This window comes from Stenotrophomonas sp. ZAC14D2_NAIMI4_6 (assembly GCF_003086875.1).
GTDB lineage: Bacteria > Pseudomonadota > Gammaproteobacteria > Xanthomonadales > Xanthomonadaceae > Stenotrophomonas.
This window is the reverse complement of the sequence record NZ_CP025996.1, coordinates 3,647,464-3,669,160: the sequence shown is the minus strand read 5'-3', so window position 1 is coordinate 3,669,160 and position 21,697 is coordinate 3,647,464. Positions and strand designations below refer to the sequence as shown.

Annotated in this window: 16 protein-coding genes; 10 read left to right on the top strand and 6 right to left on the bottom strand. The window is 67.4% G+C overall.

Features of this window, described 5'->3' with window-relative positions; all coding sequences use genetic code 11:
• The first annotated feature begins 36 nt into the window (after positions 1-36).
• From C1933_RS16690 to C1933_RS16655, 8 genes are all read left to right on the top strand, one after another.
• Positions 37-1,104, top strand: a complete 1,068-nt coding sequence (locus C1933_RS16690) for a LacI family DNA-binding transcriptional regulator (protein WP_108754878.1) — start codon at positions 37-39, stop codon at positions 1,102-1,104.
• Between the two features lie 7 nt (positions 1,105-1,111).
• Positions 1,112-2,140, top strand: coding sequence for an SIS domain-containing protein (locus C1933_RS16685; RefSeq protein ID WP_108754157.1), 1,029 nt, complete (start codon positions 1,112-1,114; stop codon positions 2,138-2,140).
• Positions 2,140-3,303 carry an N-acetylglucosamine-6-phosphate deacetylase gene (gene nagA / locus C1933_RS16680; protein ID WP_108754156.1) on the top strand — a complete coding sequence of 388 codons (1,164 nt, stop codon included), beginning with the start codon at positions 2,140-2,142 and terminating at the stop codon, positions 3,301-3,303. Before C1933_RS16685 ends, nagA begins: the two co-directional genes overlap by 1 nt.
• The gene (locus C1933_RS16675) at positions 3,303-4,370 is read left to right on the top strand and encodes a heparan-alpha-glucosaminide N-acetyltransferase domain-containing protein (RefSeq protein ID WP_108754155.1); all 1,068 of its coding nucleotides are present in this window, start codon (positions 3,303-3,305) and stop codon (positions 4,368-4,370) included. Before nagA ends, C1933_RS16675 begins: the two co-directional genes overlap by 1 nt.
• Positions 4,371-4,614: 244 nt before the next feature.
• A complete protein-coding gene (locus C1933_RS16670; RefSeq protein ID WP_108754154.1) occupies positions 4,615-7,620 on the top strand; it encodes an autotransporter outer membrane beta-barrel domain-containing protein in 3,006 nt (1,001 codons plus the stop codon).
• A 575-nt stretch (positions 7,621-8,195) separates the two neighbouring features.
• A complete protein-coding gene (locus C1933_RS16665) occupies positions 8,196-9,227 on the top strand; it encodes a S41 family peptidase (protein WP_108754153.1) in 1,032 nt (343 codons plus the stop codon).
• Positions 9,228-9,230: 3 nt separating this feature from the next.
• Positions 9,231-9,566 (top strand): hypothetical protein, encoded by a 336-nt coding sequence (locus C1933_RS16660; protein ID WP_108754152.1) that lies wholly within the window; start codon positions 9,231-9,233, stop codon positions 9,564-9,566.
• A gap of 50 nt (positions 9,567-9,616) precedes the next feature.
• Complete coding sequence (locus C1933_RS16655; protein ID WP_108750534.1) at positions 9,617-10,051, top strand: SseB family protein; 435 nt, start codon at positions 9,617-9,619, stop codon at positions 10,049-10,051.
• A gap of 6 nt (positions 10,052-10,057) precedes the next feature.
• Here the strand turns inward: C1933_RS16655 and C1933_RS16650 are convergent, their stop codons facing one another.
• Together C1933_RS16650 and C1933_RS16645 are read right to left on the bottom strand one after the other, a co-directional pair.
• Positions 10,058-11,278, bottom strand: a complete 1,221-nt coding sequence (locus tag C1933_RS16650; RefSeq protein ID WP_108754877.1) for a multifunctional CCA addition/repair protein — start codon at positions 11,276-11,278, stop codon at positions 10,058-10,060.
• Between the two features lie 268 nt (positions 11,279-11,546).
• Positions 11,547-13,520: a transglycosylase SLT domain-containing protein gene (locus C1933_RS16645; protein WP_108754151.1), complete on the bottom strand. Its 1,974-nt coding sequence runs from the start codon at positions 13,518-13,520 to the stop codon at positions 11,547-11,549.
• Between the two features lie 164 nt (positions 13,521-13,684).
• Here C1933_RS16645 and C1933_RS16640 point away from each other — a divergent pair, with 164 nt between their 5' ends.
• Complete coding sequence (locus C1933_RS16640; RefSeq protein ID WP_108750536.1) at positions 13,685-14,092, top strand: biopolymer transporter ExbD; 408 nt, start codon at positions 13,685-13,687, stop codon at positions 14,090-14,092.
• Positions 14,093-14,181: 89 nt separating this feature from the next.
• Here C1933_RS16640 and C1933_RS16635 read toward each other — a convergent pair whose 3' ends face one another.
• Positions 14,182-14,535: a hypothetical protein gene (locus C1933_RS16635; RefSeq protein ID WP_159094012.1), complete on the bottom strand. Its 354-nt coding sequence runs from the start codon at positions 14,533-14,535 to the stop codon at positions 14,182-14,184.
• A gap of 259 nt (positions 14,536-14,794) precedes the next feature.
• On the opposite strand from C1933_RS16635, the gene C1933_RS16630 reads away from it, so the two are divergent.
• Positions 14,795-17,653, top strand: coding sequence for a TonB-dependent receptor (locus C1933_RS16630; protein ID WP_108754149.1), 2,859 nt, complete (start codon positions 14,795-14,797; stop codon positions 17,651-17,653).
• Positions 17,654-18,089: 436 nt separating this feature from the next.
• Here C1933_RS16630 and fhuE read toward each other — a convergent pair whose 3' ends face one another.
• The 3 genes from fhuE to C1933_RS16615 all read right to left on the bottom strand — a co-directional run bounded on the left by fhuE (position 18,090) and on the right by C1933_RS16615 (position 21,656).
• The gene (gene fhuE / locus C1933_RS16625; protein ID WP_108754148.1) at positions 18,090-20,255 is read right to left on the bottom strand and encodes a ferric-rhodotorulic acid/ferric-coprogen receptor FhuE; all 2,166 of its coding nucleotides are present in this window, start codon (positions 20,253-20,255) and stop codon (positions 18,090-18,092) included.
• A 274-nt stretch (positions 20,256-20,529) separates the two neighbouring features.
• Positions 20,530-21,003, bottom strand: coding sequence for a hypothetical protein (locus tag C1933_RS16620; RefSeq protein ID WP_108754147.1), 474 nt, complete (start codon positions 21,001-21,003; stop codon positions 20,530-20,532).
• Between the two features lie 101 nt (positions 21,004-21,104).
• Positions 21,105-21,656, bottom strand: coding sequence for a M23 family metallopeptidase (locus C1933_RS16615; RefSeq protein WP_108754146.1), 552 nt, complete (start codon positions 21,654-21,656; stop codon positions 21,105-21,107).
• Positions 21,657-21,697: the final 41 nt, after the last annotated feature.

Genomic DNA, 21,697 nt, shown 5'->3' with positions numbered 1-21,697 from the left:
GCGATGATGGACGGCAGCCAACCCCAGGAAAAACCGATGCGCAGAGCGACCATCAAGGACGTTGCCGAAAAGGCCAAGGTCTCGCTGAAGACGGTGTCGCGGGTGATCAACAACGAGCCCTCGGTGATGCAGGCCACCCGCGCGCGGGTGCTGCGTGCCATCGCCGAGCTGGACTACGAACCTGATCCGTCTGCGCGCAACCTGCGCAGCGGCACCACCTTCGTGATCGGGCTGGTGTATGACAACCCCAACCCGTACCACATCATCGGCGTGCAGAACGGTGTGCTGGCGGCCTGCCGCGAAACCGGCTTCGGCCTGCAGATCCACCCCTGCGATTCCAGCTCGCCGCTGCTGGCCGACGAGCTGGCCGACTGGGTGCAGCGCTCGCGGCTGGCCGGGCTGGTGCTGACGGCCCCCATGTCCGAGCGCCGCGACCTGATCCAGGCGCTGACCGCGCGCGGCATCAAGCTGGTGCGCATCATTGCGGCCACCGAAGACCCGGCCGACGGTGCCTGCGTGTTCGTGGACGACCGCGAGGCCGCCTACGAGATCACCGAACACCTGATCCAGCTCGGCCACCAGCGCATCGGCTTCCTCTGGGGCGGCACCTCGCACCGTTCTTCCGGCGAACGTTACGCCGGTTACGAGGCGGCCCTGAAGGACTACGGCATGACCGTGGACAAGCACCTGGTGGTGCAGGGCGATTACACCTTCGACGACGGTTTCCGCGGTGCGCGCCGCCTGCTGGCGCTGCGCGAGCCGCCCACCGCCATCTTCGGTTCCAACGATGAAATCGCCGCCGGCGTACTGGCCGCTGCCAAGTCGGCCGGCATGAGCGTGCCCTACGACCTGTCCATTGCCGGCTTCGAGGACAGCCCGTTCTCGCGCCAGTCGTGGCCGCCACTGACCACCGCCAAGCAGGCCACCGAAGACATCGCCCGCCACGCCGCGCGCCTGCTGATCGGCCAGCTGCGCAGCGATGCCTACGATGAGGCGCCCGCGTCGCTGCACAACCAGGGCTTCGTGCCGCAGCTGGTGGTGCGCGGTTCCACTGCGCCGATGCGCCTGTCCGGCGCCCGTCCCCTTCCTTCCGAACCCGCCTGAGCCCGCCATGTCGCTGTCAGACCCCACCGCCACCCTGATGTTTGCCGAAGCCGCCGAAGCGGCCGATGTGGTCGCACGCCAGTTCGCCCGCAACCACGCCACCATGGAAACCCTGGCCGCCAGCCTGCGCGCGGCGCCGCCGCCGTTCGTGGTGACCTGCGCGCGCGGCAGTTCCGACCATGCCGCCACCTATGGCAAGTACCTGCTGGAAACCCAGCTGGGCCTGGTGGTGGCCTCGGCCTCGCCGTCGGTGGGTTCGGTCTATGCCGCACCGCTGCAGTTGCGCGGCGCGCTGTTCATCGTCATTTCGCAGTCGGGCAAGAGCCCGGACCTGCTGCGCAATGCCGAGGCCGCCAAGGCCGCCGGCGCCCGCGTGGTGGCGCTGGTGAACGTGGAAGATTCGCCGCTGGCGCAGCTGGCCGACACGGTCATTCCGCTGCACGCCGGTGCTGAAAAGAGCGTGGCCGCGACCAAGAGCTACCTGGCCTCGCTGGCCGCGCTGCTGCAGCTGGCCGCGTACTGGAAGCAGGACAGCGCCCTGCGCAACGCCCTGGACCTGCTGCCCGATGCACTGCGCGAAGCGTGGCAGTGCGACTGGACGGCGCTGACCGACGGTCTGGTCGAGGCGCACAACCTGTTCGTGCTGGGCCGTGGCCTGGGCCTGGGCGCAGCACAGGAAGCCGCGCTCAAGTTCAAGGAAACCTGCAGCCTGCATGCCGAAGCCTATAGTTCGGCCGAAGTGAAGCATGGCCCGATGGCGCTGGTGGACCGCGGTTTCCCGGTGCTGGCCTTCGCCCAGCCCGATGAAACCGGCGCCGGCACCCGTGCGGTGGTGGATGAATTCAGCGCACGCGGCGCGCAGGTGTGGCTGGCCGGTGCTGGTGGCAACCTGCCGGTGGCGGCAGCACCGCACCCGCTGTGCGCGCCGCTGCTGACCGTGCAGAGCTTCTACCGCGCAATCAATGCGCTGGCCCTGCGCCGCGGCTTCAACCCGGATCTGCCGCCGCATCTGAACAAGGTTACGGAGACGGTGTGATGGCCGCTGCCCCGCGCAAACAGGTGCTGCGCAACGCGCGCATCCTGACCGGCGATGATTTCCGCGACGATCTGGCGGTCGTGGTCGAAGACGGTCGCATCACCGCGCTGCTGCCCGATGCCGCCCCGCAGCTGGGCGCCGCCGGTGAGCAGGTGGACCTGGGCGGCGGCTGGCTGCTACCCGGCTTCATCGACGTGCAGGTGAACGGCGGTGGCGGCGCACTGTTCAACAACACGCCCGACGTGGCCGCACTGCGCACCATCGCGCAGGCGCACCGGCGCTTCGGTACCACCGCCATGCTGCCGACGCTGATCAGCGACGACGTGGGCGTGATGCGCGAAGCGATCGCGGCAATGCGCGATGCCATCGCGCAGGGCGTGCCGGGGGTGATCGGTATCCATCTGGAAGGCCCGTACATCGCCCCGGCGCGCAAGGGTACCCACGATGCCAGCAAGTTCCGCGTGCCCGACGCCGAGGAAATCGCGCTGGCCGCTTCGCTGGACAACGGCGTGACCCTGCTGACCCTGGCCCCCGAGCGGGTGCCGCTGGAGTCGATCCGCGCATTGGTGGAGCGCGGGGTGATCGTGGCCGCCGGGCATACCGCCGGCAGTTATGAAGAGATCCGCGCCGGCCTGGATGCCGGCGTGCGCGGCTTCACTCATCTGTACAACGCGATGTCGCCCCTGCAGGGGCGCGAGCCCGGTGCGGTCGGTGCCGCGCTGGAAGACCGTGACAGCTGGATCGGCATCATTGTCGATGGCGTGCACGTGCACCCGGCCAGCCTGCGCGTGGCGCTGGCGGCCAAGCCGCGCGGGCGCCTGCTGCTGGTGACTGACGCCATGCCGCCGGTCGGTGCCGATGACCCCAGCTATGTGCTGTACGGCGAAACCATCACCGCCGTGGATGGCGTGGTGCGCAACGCGGCTGGTGCGCTGGCCGGTTCGGCGCTGGACATGGCCACGGCCGTGCGCAACACCGTGCAATTGCTCGGCCAGCCGCTGGCCGAGGCCGCGCGCATGGCCTCGACCTACCCGGCGCAGTTCCTCAACTTGGATGATCGCCTGGGCCACATCGCCGAGGGCTACCAGGCCGACCTGGTGCTGCTGGACGATGCATTGCAGGTGCGCGGCACCTGGATTGCCGGGCAGTACGAGGCCGCGTGATGGGCGCGGCGGCGTCGGCACGGCTGGGCTCGATCGATGCGCTGCGTGGCCTGACCGTGGCCGGCATGCTGCTGGTCAACAACCCCGGTGACTGGGGCGCGGTGTTTGCGCCGTTGCGCCATGCCGAGTGGCATGGCTGCACGCCCACCGACCTGGTGTTTCCGTTCTTCCTGTTCCTGGTGGGCGTATCGATGGCCTTCAGCGTGGCCCCGCGTGCGCAGGACCGTGCCGCGCGCCCGGCGTTGGCCAAGGGTGTGCTGGAGCGCGCGCTGCGCATCGCCATTGCCGGGGTGCTGCTGCACCTGCTGGTGTGGTGGGCGCTGCACACGCATCACTTCCGCATCTGGGGGGTGCTGCAGCGCATCGCGCTGTGCGCGGCGCTGGTGGGCGTGCTGGCGGTGTATGCGCGGCCACGCACGCAGCTGGCGCTGCTGGTCGGTCTGCTGGTGGGCTACGCGGTGCTGCTGCTGGGCAGCGGCGATCTGGCACCGTTTACCAATCCGGCCAGCCGCTTGGATACCGCGTGGTTCGCACCGTGGATCTACCAATGGCAGCCGGAAACCGGCCTGGGCCACGACCCGGAAGGCCTGCTGAGCAGCCTGGGCGCGCTGGCCACCACTGTGCTCGGCCTGCTGGCCGGTGGCCTGCTGCGCGCTGGCCGTGGCGCTGCACTGGCCGGGGTGGGCGTGGCCTGTGCCGTGCTGGGTCTGCTGCTGGCAACGGTGCTGCCGTTGAACAAGCAGCTGTGGACGCCGAGCTACGTGTTGTGGACCGGTGGTCTGGCCGCCTTGGCGCTGTGGCTGGCGCATGTGTTGATTGACCGCCGCGGTTGGCCCGCGCTGGGGCGCCGTTTCGGTGTGAACGCGATTACCGCTTACCTGGGCGCATCGGTGATGTCGGTGGTCCTGCTGGCGACCGGCGCGTGGGGCTGGGTGTGGCAGCAGCTGTCCATGGCGATGCCGGGCGCGCTGGCGCTGGCGTCGCTGCTGCAGGCCGCCGCGTTCGTGGCGCTGTGGTGGGGCGTGGTGTGGTGGCTGGACCAGCGTCGCATTTATTTGAAGATTTGAGCGGGGTGGGGTTGGCGGGTGGAGCATCCACGCATGGCGTGGATCTACTGGCCGTGCGGGTTGCGTGGATGTGGCGAGTAGAGCCACGCCATGCGTGGCTGCCCATGCCGTCCGCTGGAGGTCACACTTGTCGCGTGATGGAATCTTCACTTCCAGGCTTGGGGGCTTCTTTTACGGTAGGCGCGCCCGTTTTCTGAGCAGTGCCGTGCATCGCAGTTCCTGACCCCCGTTCCAGGAGTGCTGTATGTCCCGTGCAGATCTGTGTGGCGTGCGTCGTTCGCCCTTGTTCCTGGCCTCGGTCCTGGCCCTGGCCGCCCCATCGGCCTGGGCAGGATGCGATACCAGCACTCCCGTTGCCGGCCAGACCGTCAGCTGCGGTGCCGATGCGCCGAATCCGTACATCACCCCGATCACGGCCAGTGGCGCCGGCGGCATCACCGTGAACGTGGCCAGTGGCGCGCAGCTGCTGCAGAGCGGTGGTGCAACGCCGCTGGCACTGACCGGCGCAGGCGGTCATGTGCTGCTGAACCAGGGCGCGATCACCGCCACCGGCGGCATTGCTGTACAGCTGGGCGGTGGCAGTCGCGTCGACAACCAGGGCAGCATCAGCACAGGCAACACCACGGCGCTGCAGTTCACCGGCGCCGGTGACAGCGTTCTGGTCAACCGCGGCACGATCAGTGGCCGTACCGGCGTGCAGTTCGGCGCCGGCAACGATCGACTGGAGATGCTCGCAGGCAGCATCACCGGTGCCGTACTGCAGGGCGACGGCAACGACGTGCTGCTGCTCGACGATGGCACCCTGGACAGCGTTGACCAGGGCAACGGCGATGACCAGATGACCGTGCGCGGCGGCACCATTACCGGGCTGGTCACGCAGGGCAGCGGTGCCGACGATTTCGTCATGAGCGGCGGCAGCATCGGCGCCCTGCAGCAGGGCGATAACATCGATACGTTCCGCATGAGCGGTGGCCGCATCGTCGGTGCGTTCGAAGATGGTGACCAGGCCTGGATGACCGGCGGCCGCATCGGCCGGGTCAACATGAAGCTGGATAAGAACCTGTGGGACCAGTCGGGCGGCACGGTGGATGGCAACGTGGTGACCGGTTTCGATACCGACACCATCATCATTTCCGGCACCGCCTATATCGGCGGCAACATCAGCGTGAGCGGTGGCGCCGACAGCGTGACCATCACCGATGGCACCGTGCGCGGGCAGATACTGCTCAGTACCGGCAACGACACCTTCAACTGGAATGGCGGCGGCATCGTCTATGGCGCCATCGATGCCGGTCCGGACGATGACGTGGCCACGCTGGCCAACCTCAACCAGGGCAATCTGGGCGCGGTGCCGCTGTTCGACGGCGGCAGTGGCAACGACCGGCTTGCCCTCAGCAACGTCAAGATGACCGGGGTGGGCCGCCTGCAGAACTGGGAAACCATCAGCCTGGCCAGCAGCACCGAGCTGACCTTCGATGGCGATCTGCGGCTGGGCGACAGTGCAACCGGCACCGGCACGCTCACCCTGGATGACACCAGCACGCTGTACGCGGGCAGCGGTTCCAATGCGGTGCGCCCGTTCACCGGCAGCGCGCTGGTGAACGTGGTCAACGCCGGGCGCATCGATCTGACCGGCGTAGGTGCCGGCGATGTATTTACGATCCGCGGCAACTACCGGGGTGAGGGTGGCGGTCTGTACCTGCGCACCGTGCTGGGCGCGGACGATTCGGTCACTGATCGCCTGGTGATCGATGGCGGCGCGGCAACCGGCACGACTGGCATCGGCGTCCTCAATGCCGGCGGTGGCGGCGCGGCCACGCTGGCCGACGGCATCCTGGTGGTGCAGGCGCTGAACGGTGCGACCACCGCTGCCGGTGCGTTCTCGCTGTTTGCCCCGGTGTCGGCCGGTGCCTACGAGTACTTCCTGTTCAAGGGCGGGGTAAGCGCGGGCAGCGGTGAGAACTGGTACCTGCGCTCCACCCTCGTATCCGGCCCGACCCCGGCACCCAGCGGAACCGGCAGCACCGCCGAGCCGCCGCCGCCCACGCCGCCCGTGGCGCCGCCGCCCGCGATTGCACCGGCCCCGCCACCGCCGCCGGAAGGGGCGGTGGACCCGGACCTGACCGCTGCCGAGACCGCGCCCCCGGCGCCCCCGCCGCAGCCGGCCGACGTGGCCCCGCCCAGCGACCCGCCGGTGCCCGACGTGCCGGTGGCCGGTGGCGCCCTGCCGGGCCTGGGCCCTGCGCCCAGTGCCGGCGCGCGACCCGCGCAGGGCGACGTGGTGCCGTTGTACCGTCTGGAAACGGCCACCTATGCGGTGGTGCCGCCGCTGCTGCGCGAGGCGTCGCTGGCCAGCCTGGGCACCTTCCATGAGCGCCAGGGCGAGCAGCGCCTGCTGTACAACACCGGTGCCCTGCGCACCGCCTGGGGCCGGCTGGTCGGGCAGAGCAGCGAGATCCAGTGGAAGGGCGACGCCCAGCCCGGCTTCGACGGCGATCTGATGGGCGTGCAGGCCGGCCTGGACGTCTGGGCCGCCGCCGCTGACGCACACCGCAACCAGATCGGCGTGTTCGTCGGCCGCACCCGCGCCGATGGCCGGGTGACCGGCCTGGCCCTGGGCTGGGAGAACGTGCAGGTGGGCCAGAGCCGCCTGGACGACAAGCACGTAGGCCTGTACTGGACGTTGACCGGAAGCGAAGGCGGCTACCTGGACGCGGTAGCGATGCAGAGCCGCTATGACGGCCGCATGCGCTCATCGCGCGGGCTGGGCATCGATGTGCGCGGTGACGGAACCACGCTGTCGCTGGAAGCCGGCAAGCCCCTGCTGCAGTTCGGGCAATCGGCGTGGTGGCTGGAACCGCAGGTACAGGTGATCTGGCAACGCAGTTCGCTGGATGACCAGCGCGACGCGGTGTCGGCGGTGTCGTTTGACAGTGACAACGCCTGGACCGGCCGTGTGGGCCTGCGCCTGGCCGCTGATTATCAGTTGGCCGACAACGGCTGGCAGCCGTACTTCAAGCTGAATTACTGGCACGGCCGCTCCGGCGAGGACCGCGTGCAGTTCGACACCGACGTGATAACCAGCGCGCAACGCTCACGCGCGCTGGAAGCCGGCATCGGCGTGGTGGGGCGCTTCAACCGCACCATCAGCGCGTATGCCGTGGCCGACTACACCCGCGAAGTGGGCGGCAGCCGCAACGAAGAACGGCGCGTGATCGAAGGCAACATCGGCCTGCGCGCAGACTGGTAGCGCCAGGCCCCGCTTTGGTAGGTGTCGACCTTGGTCGACACGCCATGATCCGCCCGAAAATCCGCCCGACGCCATGACCCGCTCTGGTAGGTCTCGACCTTGGTCGACACGCTATGACCCGTAGCGTCGAGCTTGCTCGACGGCTGTTGGCAAGGCAGTCGAGCAAGCTCGACGCTACCGGCGGCTACCGACAACGTCATGAACCAGTGCGCCGGCATGCAAGGCCACCTGCGTCGTGCAAGGTGGCGGGCGGTGCGGGTTGGCGTGCCGGTCAAAATCCAAGCGAAAAAGCCGACGGATCGCGAGGATCCCCACGCACCGCCCGCCATGGGCGAGCCGATGCATTGTCGTAATTGCCGCTGAGTCGGCAAGTCGATCGCTTGAATGTTTGATTCAGGACGCCAATCCCGGCCAGCGCAGCGTGCGTTGGCAAAGCCACCTTCGCGGTTTCACTGCAGCGCAGCCATGAGCAAAGTTGCAAATCCTGCGGTGGCCCAGGAGTGCGAAACACGACACGTCGCGCGACGTCCAAGGGCGTATCCTCGTTCCTCCATCTTCCGGCGAAGGAACGTCGAATGCCCATGGGTTTCCGCACCACGATTCTGGCACTGACCGCCGCAATGGCGGCACCTGCCCACGCCATCGAACTGCCCACGCGGCAGGCCCAGATCGAACTGGTGGACCTGCTGGAGCGCGAGGCGCTCTACCGTGATCGCGTGGATTGGCCGGAGATCCGTGCACGCATGAGTGCAGCGCAGGGCAACCCGGAGAAAATACGCGACGTACTGAAGGAAGCCATTGGCCGCAGTTCGGGCGGGCACGGTGCGTGGCTCAGCCCGAAGCGGATGCGCGCGGAAGCGCAGCGCCCTGGACGGGCCAACACCGCCGGCGCCGCCAACGCCACCGCAGGCATGACGGCCACGTCGACCGATATACCGCCTGTTGACCCACGCATCGGCTGGGTCGAGATCGGCGCGTTTTCCATCGTTCCCGGCCCGGAGCTGCAGCAGAAGATGCAGCACCGCGCCGCGCGCTGGCAGGCGACCATCGGTGCGCAGGACAACGGCGCGCGCTGCGGCTGGATCGTGGATCTGCGCGGCAACACCGGCGGCAACATGTGGCCCATGCTGCTGGGCGTCGCCCCGTTGCTGCGGATGACCGCCGGAGATGACGAGACCGTGGGCGCGTTCGTCACCGTCGACGGCCCTTCCGCCTGGCAGTCCACACCGTCTGGCCTGCGTCTGGGCGCGGGCGCCATCGTTGATCTGGGTAAGCCGGGTTATCAGCTGAAGCATGCCGCAGCGCCCGTGGCCGTGTTGACCGGGCCGCACACCGCCAGTGCCGGCGAAGCGACGGCGCTGGCATTCCGTGGTCGCCCGCAGACGCGCAGTTTCGGCGAACCCACCCGCGGTGTGTCCACCGCCAACGTGGTGCGGTCGCTGGTCGATGGCAGTTCCCTGGTGTTGACCACCAGCGTGATGCAGGACCGCCACGGTCGCGGCGATGGGCGGAAGATCGTGCCTGACGAGCATACCCGCGGCGCTGCAGCCACCGTTGCCGCCGCCCAGGCGTGGCTGCTGGCACAGCCGGCGTGTAGCGGAGGCTGAACGATGCTGCTGATCGGCCAGCAGGAACGGGTGGTGGTGGTCGGCCCGACCGAGGCACACCACTGCCTGCGCTGCCAGACAGAAACCGACTTCGCTCCGCAGCTGCGCTACCGCATGGCGCGCATCGACCTGCTGTTCGGCTTCGTCTACCAGCGCCGCTACGAACTGGCCTGCACCGGCTGCGGCCATGGCTGGGTGCTGGACACCGAGACCCTGGACCAGCAGCTGGGCGGGGTGCCGATTCCGTTCCGGCACCGCTTTGGCCTGCCGCTGATGCTGGGGGTGGTGGCTGGGCTGGCGGTGGTGGGGTGGATGTGGCGGCAAGGCTATCTGGCCTGAGCTCCCGGCCTGCTAAAGTGGAGCCCAGCAATCACGTACCGGAAGCGACCATGGACCACGACACGCCGTTTGAACCCACCAACGACCTGGAGGTCCGCCTGCTGCAGGCACAGGACGGCACGCTGACCGCCGCGCAGTTCCTGGACGGCCTGCTGACCGCGCCGGTGTTCGTGCTGCTGGACAAGGCCATTGGTGAAGATGGCGCCTGGGACGAGAGCATTTCACCGCTGGTGCTGACCAGCGAAAGCGGCGAGCCGATGTTTGCGGTGTTCACCGCGCCGGAACGTGCCGAGCTGTGGCACGAACAGCTGCCGCAGTTCGCCCACGCCATGCCGATTGCCGTGCACGCGCTGCTGTCGGGCATTGGCGAGGGCGTTGGCCTGGTGCTGAACCCCGGCCTGGACGTGGGCATGGAGATGATTCCCGATGCCGTGGCCCAGCTGAAGGAGCGCGCCGCGGCGATTACCCGCGGCATGGCGCACTGACCGCGCTCAGCGCGCCGCCGCAATCGCCTTCACCCGCGCCCTGGCCAGCGCTTCGCCAATGGCCGGGCCTTTCAGGTGGGTGGTATCCAGATCGCGCGCCTGCACTGAAAGCGCGGCCTGGTGCAGGCGCTTGAGCGTTTCGCCCTGCGGGTAATCGCTGTCTTCGAAGCCCATCCGGCCGCGCTTGTCGGCCTCGCAGCACAGCGCGATGCGCGCCACCCGCTCGGGCCGGCGCAGCGCATCGCAACGGCCCAGCAGTTCCAGCACGGTGGCATCGCGCAGTTCGTCGATGCGGTGCACGTTCAAGTGCTCGCGGCAGACTGCCTCCGCCAGCTGCTGGTGCTCGGTGGGAATCTTCAGCCGCGCGCACAGTTCCTTCAGCGGCGTCACGCCACGCTGCTCGTGCATGATGTGGCGCGGCCATTCGTCCTGCGGGGTCAGGCCCTTGCCGAGGTCGTGGGTGAGGGCGGCGAAGCCCACAAGATCATCGCCCGGTGCCAGGCGCGCGGCCATGTCGCTGACCATTTCCTGGTGGATGCCGGTGTCGACTTCCGGATGGAATTCCGCGCGCTGCGGCACGCCGTAGAGTGCTTCCAGTTCCGGCAGGATGGGACCCAGCGCGTGCGCGTCGTGCAGCGTGCGCAGGAAGGCGGACGGGCGTTCGCAGACCAGCGCCTTGCGCAGTTCCTGCCAGACGCGTTCGGGCACCAGCGCATCCAGTTCGCCACTGGCGGCGACCTCGCGCATCAGCGCCATGGTTTCGTCGGCGACGGTAAAGCCCAGCGGCGCGAAGCGCGCCATGAAGCGTGCCGCGCGCAGCACGCGCAGCGGGTCTTCCACGAATGCCGGGCCGACATGCCGCAGCACACGCTGCTGCAGATCGCGCGCACCGCCGTAGGGGTCGACCAGGGTGCCGGTGTCTTCGTCGCAGGCAATGGCGTTGATGGTGAAATCGCGGCGCTGCAGATCCTCTTCCAGGGTGACCGCCGGATCGGCATCGACCACGAAGCCGCGATAGCCGCGGCCGGATTTGCGTTCGGTGCGCGCCAGTGCGTATTCCTCACCCGTTTTCGGATGCAGGAACACCGGGAAATCGCGGCCCACGGCGGTGTAGCCCTGCGCTTCCATCTGCGCGGGGGTGGCGCCGACCACCACCCAGTCACGGTCGCCGGCGGGGCGCTGCAGCAGGCGGTCGCGCACGGCGCCGCCGACAAGATAGATCTTCATGGTGAGGATGATCGCATGACGGGTGGTGGCGTCGAGGGTGCGCAACCGGGCGACTTCGTAGAGTCGAGCTTGCTCGACTGCGTGGATTCAGTCGAGCAAGCTCGACTCTACCAACAGCAGTCGAGCAAGCTCGACTCTACCAACAGCAGTCGAGCAAGCTCGACTCTACCAACAGCAGTCGAGCAAGCTCGACTCTACCAACAGCAGTCGAGCAAGCTCGACTCTACCAGTGCCGGTCGAGCAAGCCCGGCGGCACCCGCCGCGTTGATCAATCCCCGCCCTGCTCGGCATTGGTGGCGCAGGTGAAGGCCTTGCGCTTGTCCACCAGGCGGCCCATCAGGCGGTCGCTGAGCGGCAGCGCATTGCCGTTGAGGCGCCAGTCGTAGATCACGCTGAAGGCCAGCACGCGGGCCACGTATTCGCGCGTTTCCTTGTAGCTGATGGTCTCGATCCACAGGTCCGGGTCGAAGCCCGGGCGCTGGGTCTGCCAGCGGGCGGTCGGGGTCGGCCCGGCGTTGTAGGCGGCGATGGTCACGTAGGGCAGGCCGTCGTACTTGTTCATCAGCTGGCGCAGGTACGCGGTGCCGATGGCGATGTTGGTGTCCGGGTCGTACAGGCTGTCGGCGCCGCCGTAGCCGGTCAGGCCGATCGACTTGGCCACGCTTGCACCGGTGGTGGGAAGTACCTGCATCAGGCCCATGGCATTGGCAGGCGAGCGCGCGCGCGGGGTGAACGTGCTCTCGGCGCGGATCTCGGCGGCCACCCAGGCCGGGTCGATGGCGTTGCGCGCAGATTCACGGCGGATGGTGCTGTCGTGGTGCAGCGGGAAGCGCAGGTCGTACAGGCGCTGTTCCTGCGGCTGCTTGCCCAGCGCGAACACGGCGCGGTCGAACCAGCCGTTGTCCTGCGCCACGCGCACGGCCAGGCGGCGCTGGGTGTCATCGAAGCGCGACAGCGCGCTGTTCCATTCGGCCACGGCCCAGCCGGTGCGGTCGATCTGGTACAGCGCCATGGCGCGCTGGATGGCCGGATCGCGGGCGACCGCGGCCTGCGCCTGGGCGCTGTCGTTGGGCTTCCACGGGCACAGCGTGTACGCCTGCTGCAGCTTGTCGGCCGCCAGGAAGCCGTGGAAGGTTGGCGCGCGCGCGGCATCGCGGAACAGCGGCTGTGCCTGCTGCACCTGCCCGGTTTTTTCCAGCATGCGCCCTTCGAAATACGCCCAGCGCGAATCGCTGCGCTGCTTACTGCCCATCTTGCGGATCGCGGCCAGCGCGGCCGGCCAATCGCCGCGCGACATCGCCTCGCGGGCGCGCCATTCGTGCAGGCGCTCGTCGTAGGCCGATTCGGGCACGGCATTGAGGCGGCGCGCCGAATCGGGCAGGTACGAGGCCACGGTCCACAGCGCGATCTGGTAGCGCACCTGGCCTTGCTGCTCGGCGCTCAGGCCCAGCGCCTGTGCGTACTGCGGCAGTTGCTGTTCGGTGGCGCCGGGGTCTGCCTTGGCCAGTTTTTCCAGGCCGTCGGTGGCGATGCGCCGGCTGCGCTCGGTGCGCGGCCAGTTCAACGCGCTGGCATTGGGGCGGTCGACAAAGGCGGCGTAGCTGTTGGCCTGGGCCAGCTCGGCGGCCGGCAGGCCACGTGCGGCGCTGCGCATCACCGCCGGCTGCTGGGCATCGGCAGCGGCATCGATGCGTTCCCAGCGCAGGGCATCGCTCATGCCGCCCTGCGCCTGCAGCACGGCGAACACCGCATCACAGGAATCGGGCAGCGACTTGCCGTTCTTGCGCCACAGGTCCTGCGCTTCGCTGGTCCACTGCGCATCCACCTTGCCGGTGGCCTGGCGGGCGGTCAGCTGCGCGCAGCGCAGGCCCAGGTTTTCGGTCGGCGCCCAGTTGGCCAGCAGGGTGGGCCAGTCCTGGCGACGGGCCACCGAGGGCAGCCACACGCTGCGGAAGCTGTTGGCCACGGCCTGGCCGTCATAGCGCTTCAGGAAGGCCTGCGCCTGGCCGTTGTCCACGCTGTCGATGTTGCGCCGCAGTTGGGCGAACTCGACCCAGCCATAGGCCGGGTGGCGGCTGAGCGCGGCCGCCTGCGACGGCGCCAGTTGGCCGCGTTCGGCGGCGTCCAATGCGGCCTTCAACTGGCCGCTCTGGGCATCAAGGGACTGGGCACTGGCGCAGCCGATCAGCAGCGTGGTGGCCAGCGGGAACAGGGACAGGGCGGTCGAAGAGCGTCGGGTCATGGCCCCAGCATAGCGGGCCGTGGCTGAATTCAGTTTCGCGCAGCGTGCACGTGTGGTGCGGGCAAACGGCGGCTGAACGACTACCTGCGCAGCACTGCCAGTGTGGGCGATGTGCGGCGTAAGTTCGGCCACAGGGCAGGCGGCCCTGCTGCAGGGAGCGGCACATGGCATTCAGTAGCGCAGGACGAAGCGGACCACTGGCTGAGATCAACGTAACGCCACTGGTGGATGTGATGCTGGTGTTGTTGATCATCTTCATCGTGACCGCACCGATCGTGGCGCGGCCGATCACGGTGGATCTGCCGCAGGCCACCGACCGGGTGGTACAGCGGCCGGACCCGCCGCCGCCCATCGAGCTGCGCCTGGATGCGGCCAGCCAGTTGAGCTGGAACGGGCAGCCAATGGCCATCGGTGATCTGCAGCAGCGTCTGCGTGCGCAGGCGGGCGAGCACGCCGGCAACCTGCCGGAGCTGCGCATCAGCAGCGACCCTTCGGCCGAGTACGAAGGCATGGCGCGTATCCTGGCCGCGGCTGAGGCCACGGGCATGCAGCGGATCGCGTTCGTGCGTTGACACGGTGCAACCGGCGTTGAGGGGCTCTACCTACTCAACGCCGGTCTGGCGCTCAGTACTGGCGGCAGTACACCGTCCGGCCGTCCCAGCTACAGGACATGCGGCTGCTGTCGCCACGCTGCACGGTCAGCCCCTTGATCCAGGGTTGTGGAAGTGCCGTCGACGATGCGCAGGAACGCCATCTGGATCTGATTGGGCACCGGGGTGGGAAGGGCCCGCCATTTTCTGAACTCGCGATCGTATTCGACGTTGAATGCAGTAAGTCGTGCTCGCTCGAAATCCATGACCACCGTCAGGCCAGCGCCCGATGGCAGCGCCGCATCCCGGGGGGACGCACAGTTGTTGCATTCGACCAGCCCGCCCGCGCGGGCGTTGGTGGGCAATGACAGCAGGGCAATTGCAAGGAGCGCTGCGGGCAGCAGCACGGCACTGAGTGCTTTCACGATGAGACCTCGCGTTGAGCGTCGGAAGCCTCAGTCTGTGATGAAGCTGCACGCAAGTTTGCTGGGGCACTTGGATTTCAAACAATTCCTAATCGTTCGCCAGCGCTGCGGATACGGTTGGTTCATTCGTCAAAAGCACGTGAAAGAGTGTTCTTCATCACGTCGTCATTTTTACAGGTTGTTTACAAAGGAGACGCTGCCGCCATGCAGGAGGGAGCGCGGCAGTCACTGTCCCGACATTCCTTTGGAGAGAGAGCGAATGAAGTACCTGCATCACCGCCCCTTGGCGGTTGCCGTCGCCCTGTGCGTGACGGCTCTGGCACCGATGAGTGCCGCGGCCCAATCCACCACCGATCTGGACCGCGTTGAAGTAACCGGCACGCGCATCAAGCGCGCTGAAGTGGAAGGCCAGGTGCCGATCCAGACCCTGACCCGCAGCGAGATCGAACGCACCGGCCTGAACTCCATCGGCGAGGTGCTGCAGCAGTTGACCGGTTCCGGTTCGGCGCTCAATGCCAAGTTCAATTCTTCCGGCAACTTCGGCTTCCCACCCGACGGCAGCGGTGTGGGCGCCGGTTCGGCGCAGGTCGATCTGCGCCACCTGGGCGCCAAGCGCGTGCTGGTGCTGGTCGATGGCATCCGCTGGGTGAATGAATCGTCCGCTTCCGGCGTGGGCGCGGCCACCGATCTGAACACCATTCCGCTGGCGATTGTTGAGCGCATCGAAGTGCTGGAAGACGGCGCCTCGTCGCTGTACGGCTCCGATGCGATTGCCGGCGTGGTCAACATCATCACCCGTCGCGATTTCGATGGCGGCCAGGTCACCTTGAACTACGGTGAATACAGCAAGGGCGATGGCACGCAGAAGGGCGTGGACCTGGCCTGGGGTACGCGCGGTGACCGCTACAGCCTGTTCGTGGGCGGCAGCTGGACCAAGCAGGACGCGGTGTATGCGCGTGACCGCGAGCAGTCGCGTTTCCCGGTACCGGGCACCGGCCTGGCGCTGGGCAGTTCGGCCACGCCCGACGGCCGCTTCATCTTCACCGACCCCAACACCGGCACCACCCACGACCTGACCCCGAACGCCGGTGCGCGGCCCACCTACAACGGCGGTGACGGCTGCGACCGCACCGATGGCTACCACTGCTTCGGCACGGCCGATCGCTTCAACTTCGCCGAATACAACATGGTGCTGACGCCGTCGGAGCGCAAAGGCATCTTCGGCCAGTTCCGCTTCGACTTCAGCGACAACGTGCAGTGGTACGTGAAGGCACTGGGCAACCGCCGCGAATCGACCAACCAGGCCGCGCCGGAGCCGCTGTTCTTCGGTCCCGAAGCGGGCACCGGCAATCCGCTGGCCGACAACATCGTCATTTCCGCGCTGAACCCCTACAACCCGTTCGGCTTCACCCTGGATTCGTCGGACAACCTGATCATGATTGGCCGGCGCCCGCTGGAAGGCGGCGCGCGCGTGTTCGAGCAGAAGGTGGACACGCAGTACTTCGCCACCGGCCTGGAGGGTAATTTCCAGGCGGCCGACCGCCAGTGGTACTGGGACGTGAACGGCATGTACAGCAAGAACAAGGCCACCCAGACCAACTACGGCAGCTACAACATCTACAACATCAACCTGGCGCTGGGCGATCCGGCCATCTGCGCGGCCACGCCGGGCTGCGTGCCGCTGGATATCTTCGGTGGCGCCGGCTCGATCACCCCGGCCATGCTGCAGTGGATCCAGCCGGTGGTGCGCGACCGCAGCCAGAACGAACTGACCCTGTTCACCGCCAACCTGTCCAGCGAGCTGTTCAACCTGCCGGCAGGTGCGGTGTCCTTCGCTACCGGTCTGGAGCACCGCAAGTACGAGGGCTGGTACCAGCCGGATCCGCTGACGGTGATCGGCCATTACAACGGCGTGCCGTCGCAGCCGACGTCCGGTTCGTACGATGTGAATGAAGCGTACCTGGAATTGAACGTGCCGCTGTTCGCCGCGCCGTCGTATGGCGGCAAGCTGGACCTGAGCCTGGCCGGGCGCTATTCGGACTATTCCACCTTCGGTGGCGAGTTCACACCCAAGTACGGCCTGCGCTGGCAGGTGACCAACGACTTCGTGCTGCGCACCACCTATGCCGAGGGCTTCCGCGCACCTTCGATCGGTGAACTGTATGGTTCGGCCGCGCGTGCCGACCTGCAGATCTTCGACCCGTGCTCGATCGGCCTGGGTGGCACCGCACCGCGTGGCAGTGCGGCCAACTGTGCCGCGCTGGGCGTGCCGACCGGTTTCCAGCAGGCCAATTCGCAGATCTCGGTGACCACCGGCGGCAACCGCGAGCTGGACCCGGAGCGTTCGCGCAGCTTCAGCGCCGGCTTCGTGTGGAGCCCGTGGTTCGGCAACAACACCAGCTGGTCCGAGCGCTTTGATGTGGACGTGACCTTCTACCGGCACACCATTGACGGTGCGATCCAGGCCATCAACGCGCAGACCCAGCTGGACCTGTGCGTGGATACCCTGGACCCGCTGTACTGCGATGGCATCACCCGCGCCAGCACCGGCGGCATCAACGGCTTCAACAACCGCCTGACCAACCTGGGCTCGATCAAGACCGATGGCTGGGACGTGGACCTGCACTGGACGCTGCCGCAGAGCGCGGCCGGCCAGTTCAAGATCGGCTGGCAGAACACCTTCGTGGGCCGTTACGAGGCCACCGGCGCGGCCGGGCAGAAGCAGCCGCAGGGGCCGGGCATCGAAGTGGCTGACAGCTCCATTCCCGAATGGACCAGCAATCTGTCGCTGGGCTGGACGCTGGGCAACTGGAGCGCGAACTGGACGATGCGCCACATTTCCGAGCTGACCGAAGACTGTGGCGATGCGGTGGCGTTCGCGGTGTGCAGCGACCAGGCGGCGGGCACCAACACGCTGGCGGCCACCACCTTCCACGATGCGCAGGTGGGCTACCGGATTGAATGGATGAAGGGGCTGCAGTTGACCGCGGGCCTGAACAACGTGTTCGACAAGGATCCGCCGATCTGCCTGTCGTGCTCGTTGAACGGCTACGACGCCTCGACGTATGACATTCCGCGTGGGCGCTACTGGTACCTGCGCGCGGATCTGCGGTTCTGATGGGAGAGCACCGCGCCGGGATCACCCCGGCGCGGTGCTTGTGGCGCTGGGATCGGGCGGGGTGCTTGCTGTGCTGTGACCGACCGCGCGGGGTGCTTGCTGTGCTTTGGACCGCACGCGCGGGGGGCTTGCTGTGCTGTGACCGATCGCGTGGGGGGCTTGCTGTGCTGTGACCGATCGCGTGGGGGGCTTGCTGCGCTTTGGTAGAGTCGAGCTTGCTCGACTGCTTTTCGGCGGTTCAGTCGAGCAAGCTCGACTCTACAAGGGCAAGGCAGTCGAGCAAGGCTCGACTCTACAAGAGCAAGGCAGTCGAGCAAGGCTCGACTCTACAAGAGCAGAGCAGTCGAGCAAGCTCGACTCTACAAAAGCAGGGCGGTCGAGGATGGCTCGGCGCTACGCAATGGCGGCGCCGGGTTGAGCCGGCGCCGCGTCTGCATCAGAACGACCAGGTGAAGGTGATCGAGCCGTTGCGGCCGTCGCCGTAGGCACCGTAGCCGTTGATCTGCGAGAGGTACTTCTTGTCCAGCAGGTTGTTCAGGTTGGCCTGCACGCTCCATTCCGGCGACAGGCGGTAACGCACGAACGCGCTGACCAGGGCGTAGCCGCTCTGTTCGATGCGACCGTAGGCCGGCACCGCGTAGTAGATGCGGTTCTGCCAGTTGGCACCACCGCCGACGGTCAGTTCCTGCAGCGACTGCGGGGTGTAGCTGGTGAACAGCTTCAGCGCGGTCTGCGGCAGGTTGGTGTTGATGTCGGCATCGTTGATGTCCTTGGCCACGTAGCGCGAGGCACCGAAGGTGGCATTCCAGCCCGGGGCCAGTTCACCGTTCAGTTCGAACTCGAAGCCACGGCTGACGGTGCCGCGTGCGGCCACGTAGGCGGTTTCACCACCGGTACCGCCGATGACCGGCTCACCGGTGGACTGGCCCACGTTGTCCTGCTCGATGCGGAACACGGCCACCGAAGCATTCAGTCGGTTGTCGAACCAGGCACCCTTCACGCCCACTTCGTAGCTCTTGCCGTCCACCGGGTCCAGGTAGCTGCCGTTGCGGTCCTTCAGCATCTGCGGCTGGAAGATCTCGGTGTACGAGGCATAGGTGGAGTAGGTGTCGTTGATGTCGAACACCAGGCCGGCATACGGGGTGGTGACCTTGTGCGAACGGTCAGCGCCTTCGCCTTCGCTCTTCCAGTCGGTGTAGCGCGCGCCCACGATCAGCTTCAGCGGATCAGCCAGCGACAGGCGTGCAGCGGCATAGGCGGCCTTCTGGGTGATGGTGCCTTCGCTGGCCAGCGCCAGCGGATTCCAGTTCGGTTCGCTGATGTTGCCGTTCCAGTTCAGGTAGCTGGAGAAGGGGTCCCAGGCGAGACCGGCACCGCCGATCTGGTAGTCGCCGTAGTTGGCGTACTCGCGCTTGTTGTAGCTCAGGCCACCCATCACTTCGTGCTTCAGGCCAAACAGCTCGAACGCGCCACTGAAGTAGCCGTCCACCGCATTGACCTTGCGTTCGGTGTTGTAGAAGCCGGCCGACGGCGAGATGCCGGCACCGGTGTTCTTGTCGAAGTACGAAGCGCCGGTGACCCAGTCGTTGTAGGCCGGGTAGAACAGCTTGTCGTCGGCCTTGGTCTCGTCATGGGTCGCGCCGATGCGGATTTTCCAGTCTTCGTTGAAGGCATGTTCCAACGTGGCGAAGGCGCGCTTGCTGGTGGTGTCCCAGTAGGTCCAGTTCGGGCTGGCGTTGAACGATTCGTCGTAGCCGGTGCTGGTGCCATCGGAGAACAGCATCGGGAAACCACCCCAGGTGGCGCCGTTGGCGCGCTTCTGCTGGTAGTCGTAACCCACGCTCAGCTGGGTGTCCGGGGTCAGGTCAGCGTCGATGACGGCGTAGCCCAGCGTCTTGTGCTGGTTGTAGCGGTCCATCTGTGCGTCGGTGTCCAGGTAGCTGCCGATCACGCGGGCGCGCACCGAACCGCTCTTGTTCAGCGGGGTGGTCACGTCCACGGTGCTGCGGGTGCGGCCCCAGCTGCCCACGTTCACCGACACGCTGCCGGTCAGTTCGGCGCTGTCGGCGTGCTTGCGCACCAGGTTCACCGACGCCGACGGGTTGCCGGCACCGGTCAGCAGGCCGGTTGCACCGCGTACCACTTCCACGCGGTCGTACAGGGCCAGGTCCAGGCCGGAATCGCCGTAGCTCCAGTTCTGCACCATCTGCGTGGGCAGGCCGTCGAACTGGTAGCTGTCGATGTAGAAGCCGCGCGAGTAGAACTCGGTGCGCTCGGTATCGGACTGGGTGCTGCTGACGCCGGTGGTGTTGGCCAGCACGTCGATGATGTCATCCAGGTTCTGATCTTCGATGCGCTGGTGGCTGATGATGCTGACCGACTGCGGAATCTCGCGCGGTGCCAGGTCGAAGCGGGTACCGGCCGAGGTGCGGCGCACGGAATAGCCTTCGGCGCGCTCACCCTTCACCACGATCTTGTCCAGGGTGGTGGGGTCGGCAGCGGCGGTCTGGGCGAAGGCGGCCGGCGCGGCGGCCAGGCACAGGGCGGAAAGTACCGCCGCGGACAGGCGATGCGGCAGCAGGGCAGGGGTTGAACGGATCATGGGGGTTCCTGGACGGGCACGTGCGTGCGTCCGACCGGCTTCCCGGATGGTCTGGCGCCGCGGCTGGTGGGGTTCTCACGCCGCTGGCCCGGTCCTGCGGGCAGGACGGGGGCTGGGCATTGTGATGGTGGACGACCGTCCTGGCCGCCCGGAAAACGCAAATATCGTAATGGGAATTGTTTCTATTTACAAATGGGCCGGTCGTCTCCTGGCCGGCGGTAGCGTCGAGCAAGCCCGACTGCGGCAAAGCAACGGCAGTCGAGCACGCTCGACGCTACAAAGGCGGGTCGCGTTGGGCCTGGATCTTCATGTGCGGCAACTGTCCCTCGATGCCATCGGCGTACTCGACGGTGACCATCACGTCTTCATCGATCATGGGTGCGCCGTACACCTGCACCTTGCCGGTCATGTACACCGGTGTGCTGCGCGAACGGCCTGCGTGCAGGGCGGTGGGATCCAGACAGGCCAGCGCGTGGCGGATATTGGCCGAGGCGAATTCAGTCGATGTGTTGGGGATCAGCCAGCGACAGAACTGCTGGCCCGCTTCGGTGCCATGGTCTACGCACCACTTGCTCCATTCCGCCCAGTCGGTGACCAGTTCGATCGACTGTGCGGTTTCCACCTGCGCGCTGTTGGCGAAGGCTGCCAGGTGCCCGCACCACGGGTCGCGGTGAGCCCGCAGGGTGCTGCAGCCGGTGACCAGGGTGAGGATCGTGATCAACAACGGTGCGGCGCGCAACAGGCCCATCGGTGCTCTCCCTGGCAGTGTGGTGATGATGCGGCGCGCGAGGTGGTACGGGCAACCGCAGTCGAGCAAGCTCGACTCTACAAAGGCGCGGCGTCCTGCGATCAACGCAGCAGCGGCAGCGGGTCGCGTGCGCCGTCGGCGCCGTAGATGCCCCAGTGCAGGTGCGGCGGGGTGCCCTGGGCGTTGCCGCTGTCACCCACGTGGCCCAGCAGGTCGCCGGCCTGCACGATCTGGCCCCGCGCCAGACCCTCGGCCCAGCTGTCCAGGTGGGCGTAGTAGTAGCGCTCGCGTGCGGGGCCGATCACCCAGACCTGGCGCCCGCCCAGGCCGCCGTCGCGCACATCGGCGATCACCCCGGTGGTGACGCTGCGCACCGGCGTGCCGCGCTTGGCGAAGATGTCGATGCCGGCGTGGGTACGGTCGCGCCCGCGTGGGGCGCCGAAGGTATCGGCAATCTGCCGGGGGCGTACGCCGTCCACAGGCACCGGCAGCTGCTGCGCCGGCGGCATGCGCGACAGCGACCACAGCAGCTTCGGTGCGGCGGCCCAGGGGCTGTTCCAGACGGTGAGCGCGGCGATGAGGGCGATCAGCAGCAGCAGGCCGCGCAGCAACCAGCGGCGCAGGCGTCGGGCGGGGGAGGGCGGAGTGCTCATGCCACCGAGTGTAGAGTCGAGCTTGCTCGACTGCTCTTCGC

Excerpts from the sequence above, each read along its gene's own strand:
- C1933_RS16690 (WP_108754878.1), top strand. The coding sequence starts at position 37 with ATGCGCAGAGCGACCATCAAGGACGTTGCCGAAAAGGCCAAGGTCTCG.
- C1933_RS16685 (WP_108754157.1), top strand. The coding sequence starts at position 1,112 with ATGTCGCTGTCAGACCCCACCGCCACCCTGATGTTTGCCGAAGCCGCC.
- nagA (WP_108754156.1), top strand. The coding sequence starts at position 2,140 with ATGGCCGCTGCCCCGCGCAAACAGGTGCTGCGCAACGCGCGCATCCTG.
- C1933_RS16675 (WP_108754155.1), top strand. The coding sequence starts at position 3,303 with ATGGGCGCGGCGGCGTCGGCACGGCTGGGCTCGATCGATGCGCTGCGT.
- C1933_RS16670 (WP_108754154.1), top strand. The coding sequence starts at position 4,615 with ATGTCCCGTGCAGATCTGTGTGGCGTGCGTCGTTCGCCCTTGTTCCTG.
- C1933_RS16665 (WP_108754153.1), top strand. The coding sequence starts at position 8,196 with ATGCCCATGGGTTTCCGCACCACGATTCTGGCACTGACCGCCGCAATG.
- C1933_RS16660 (WP_108754152.1), top strand. The coding sequence starts at position 9,231 with ATGCTGCTGATCGGCCAGCAGGAACGGGTGGTGGTGGTCGGCCCGACC.
- C1933_RS16655 (WP_108750534.1), top strand. The coding sequence starts at position 9,617 with ATGGACCACGACACGCCGTTTGAACCCACCAACGACCTGGAGGTCCGC.
- C1933_RS16650 (WP_108754877.1), bottom strand. The coding sequence starts at position 11,278 with ATGAAGATCTATCTTGTCGGCGGCGCCGTGCGCGACCGCCTGCTGCAG.
- C1933_RS16645 (WP_108754151.1), bottom strand. The coding sequence starts at position 13,520 with ATGACCCGACGCTCTTCGACCGCCCTGTCCCTGTTCCCGCTGGCCACC.
- C1933_RS16640 (WP_108750536.1), top strand. The coding sequence starts at position 13,685 with ATGGCATTCAGTAGCGCAGGACGAAGCGGACCACTGGCTGAGATCAAC.
- C1933_RS16630 (WP_108754149.1), top strand. The coding sequence starts at position 14,795 with ATGAAGTACCTGCATCACCGCCCCTTGGCGGTTGCCGTCGCCCTGTGC.
- fhuE (WP_108754148.1), bottom strand. The coding sequence starts at position 20,255 with ATGATCCGTTCAACCCCTGCCCTGCTGCCGCATCGCCTGTCCGCGGCG.
- C1933_RS16620 (WP_108754147.1), bottom strand. The coding sequence starts at position 21,003 with ATGGGCCTGTTGCGCGCCGCACCGTTGTTGATCACGATCCTCACCCTG.
- C1933_RS16615 (WP_108754146.1), bottom strand. The coding sequence starts at position 21,656 with ATGAGCACTCCGCCCTCCCCCGCCCGACGCCTGCGCCGCTGGTTGCTG.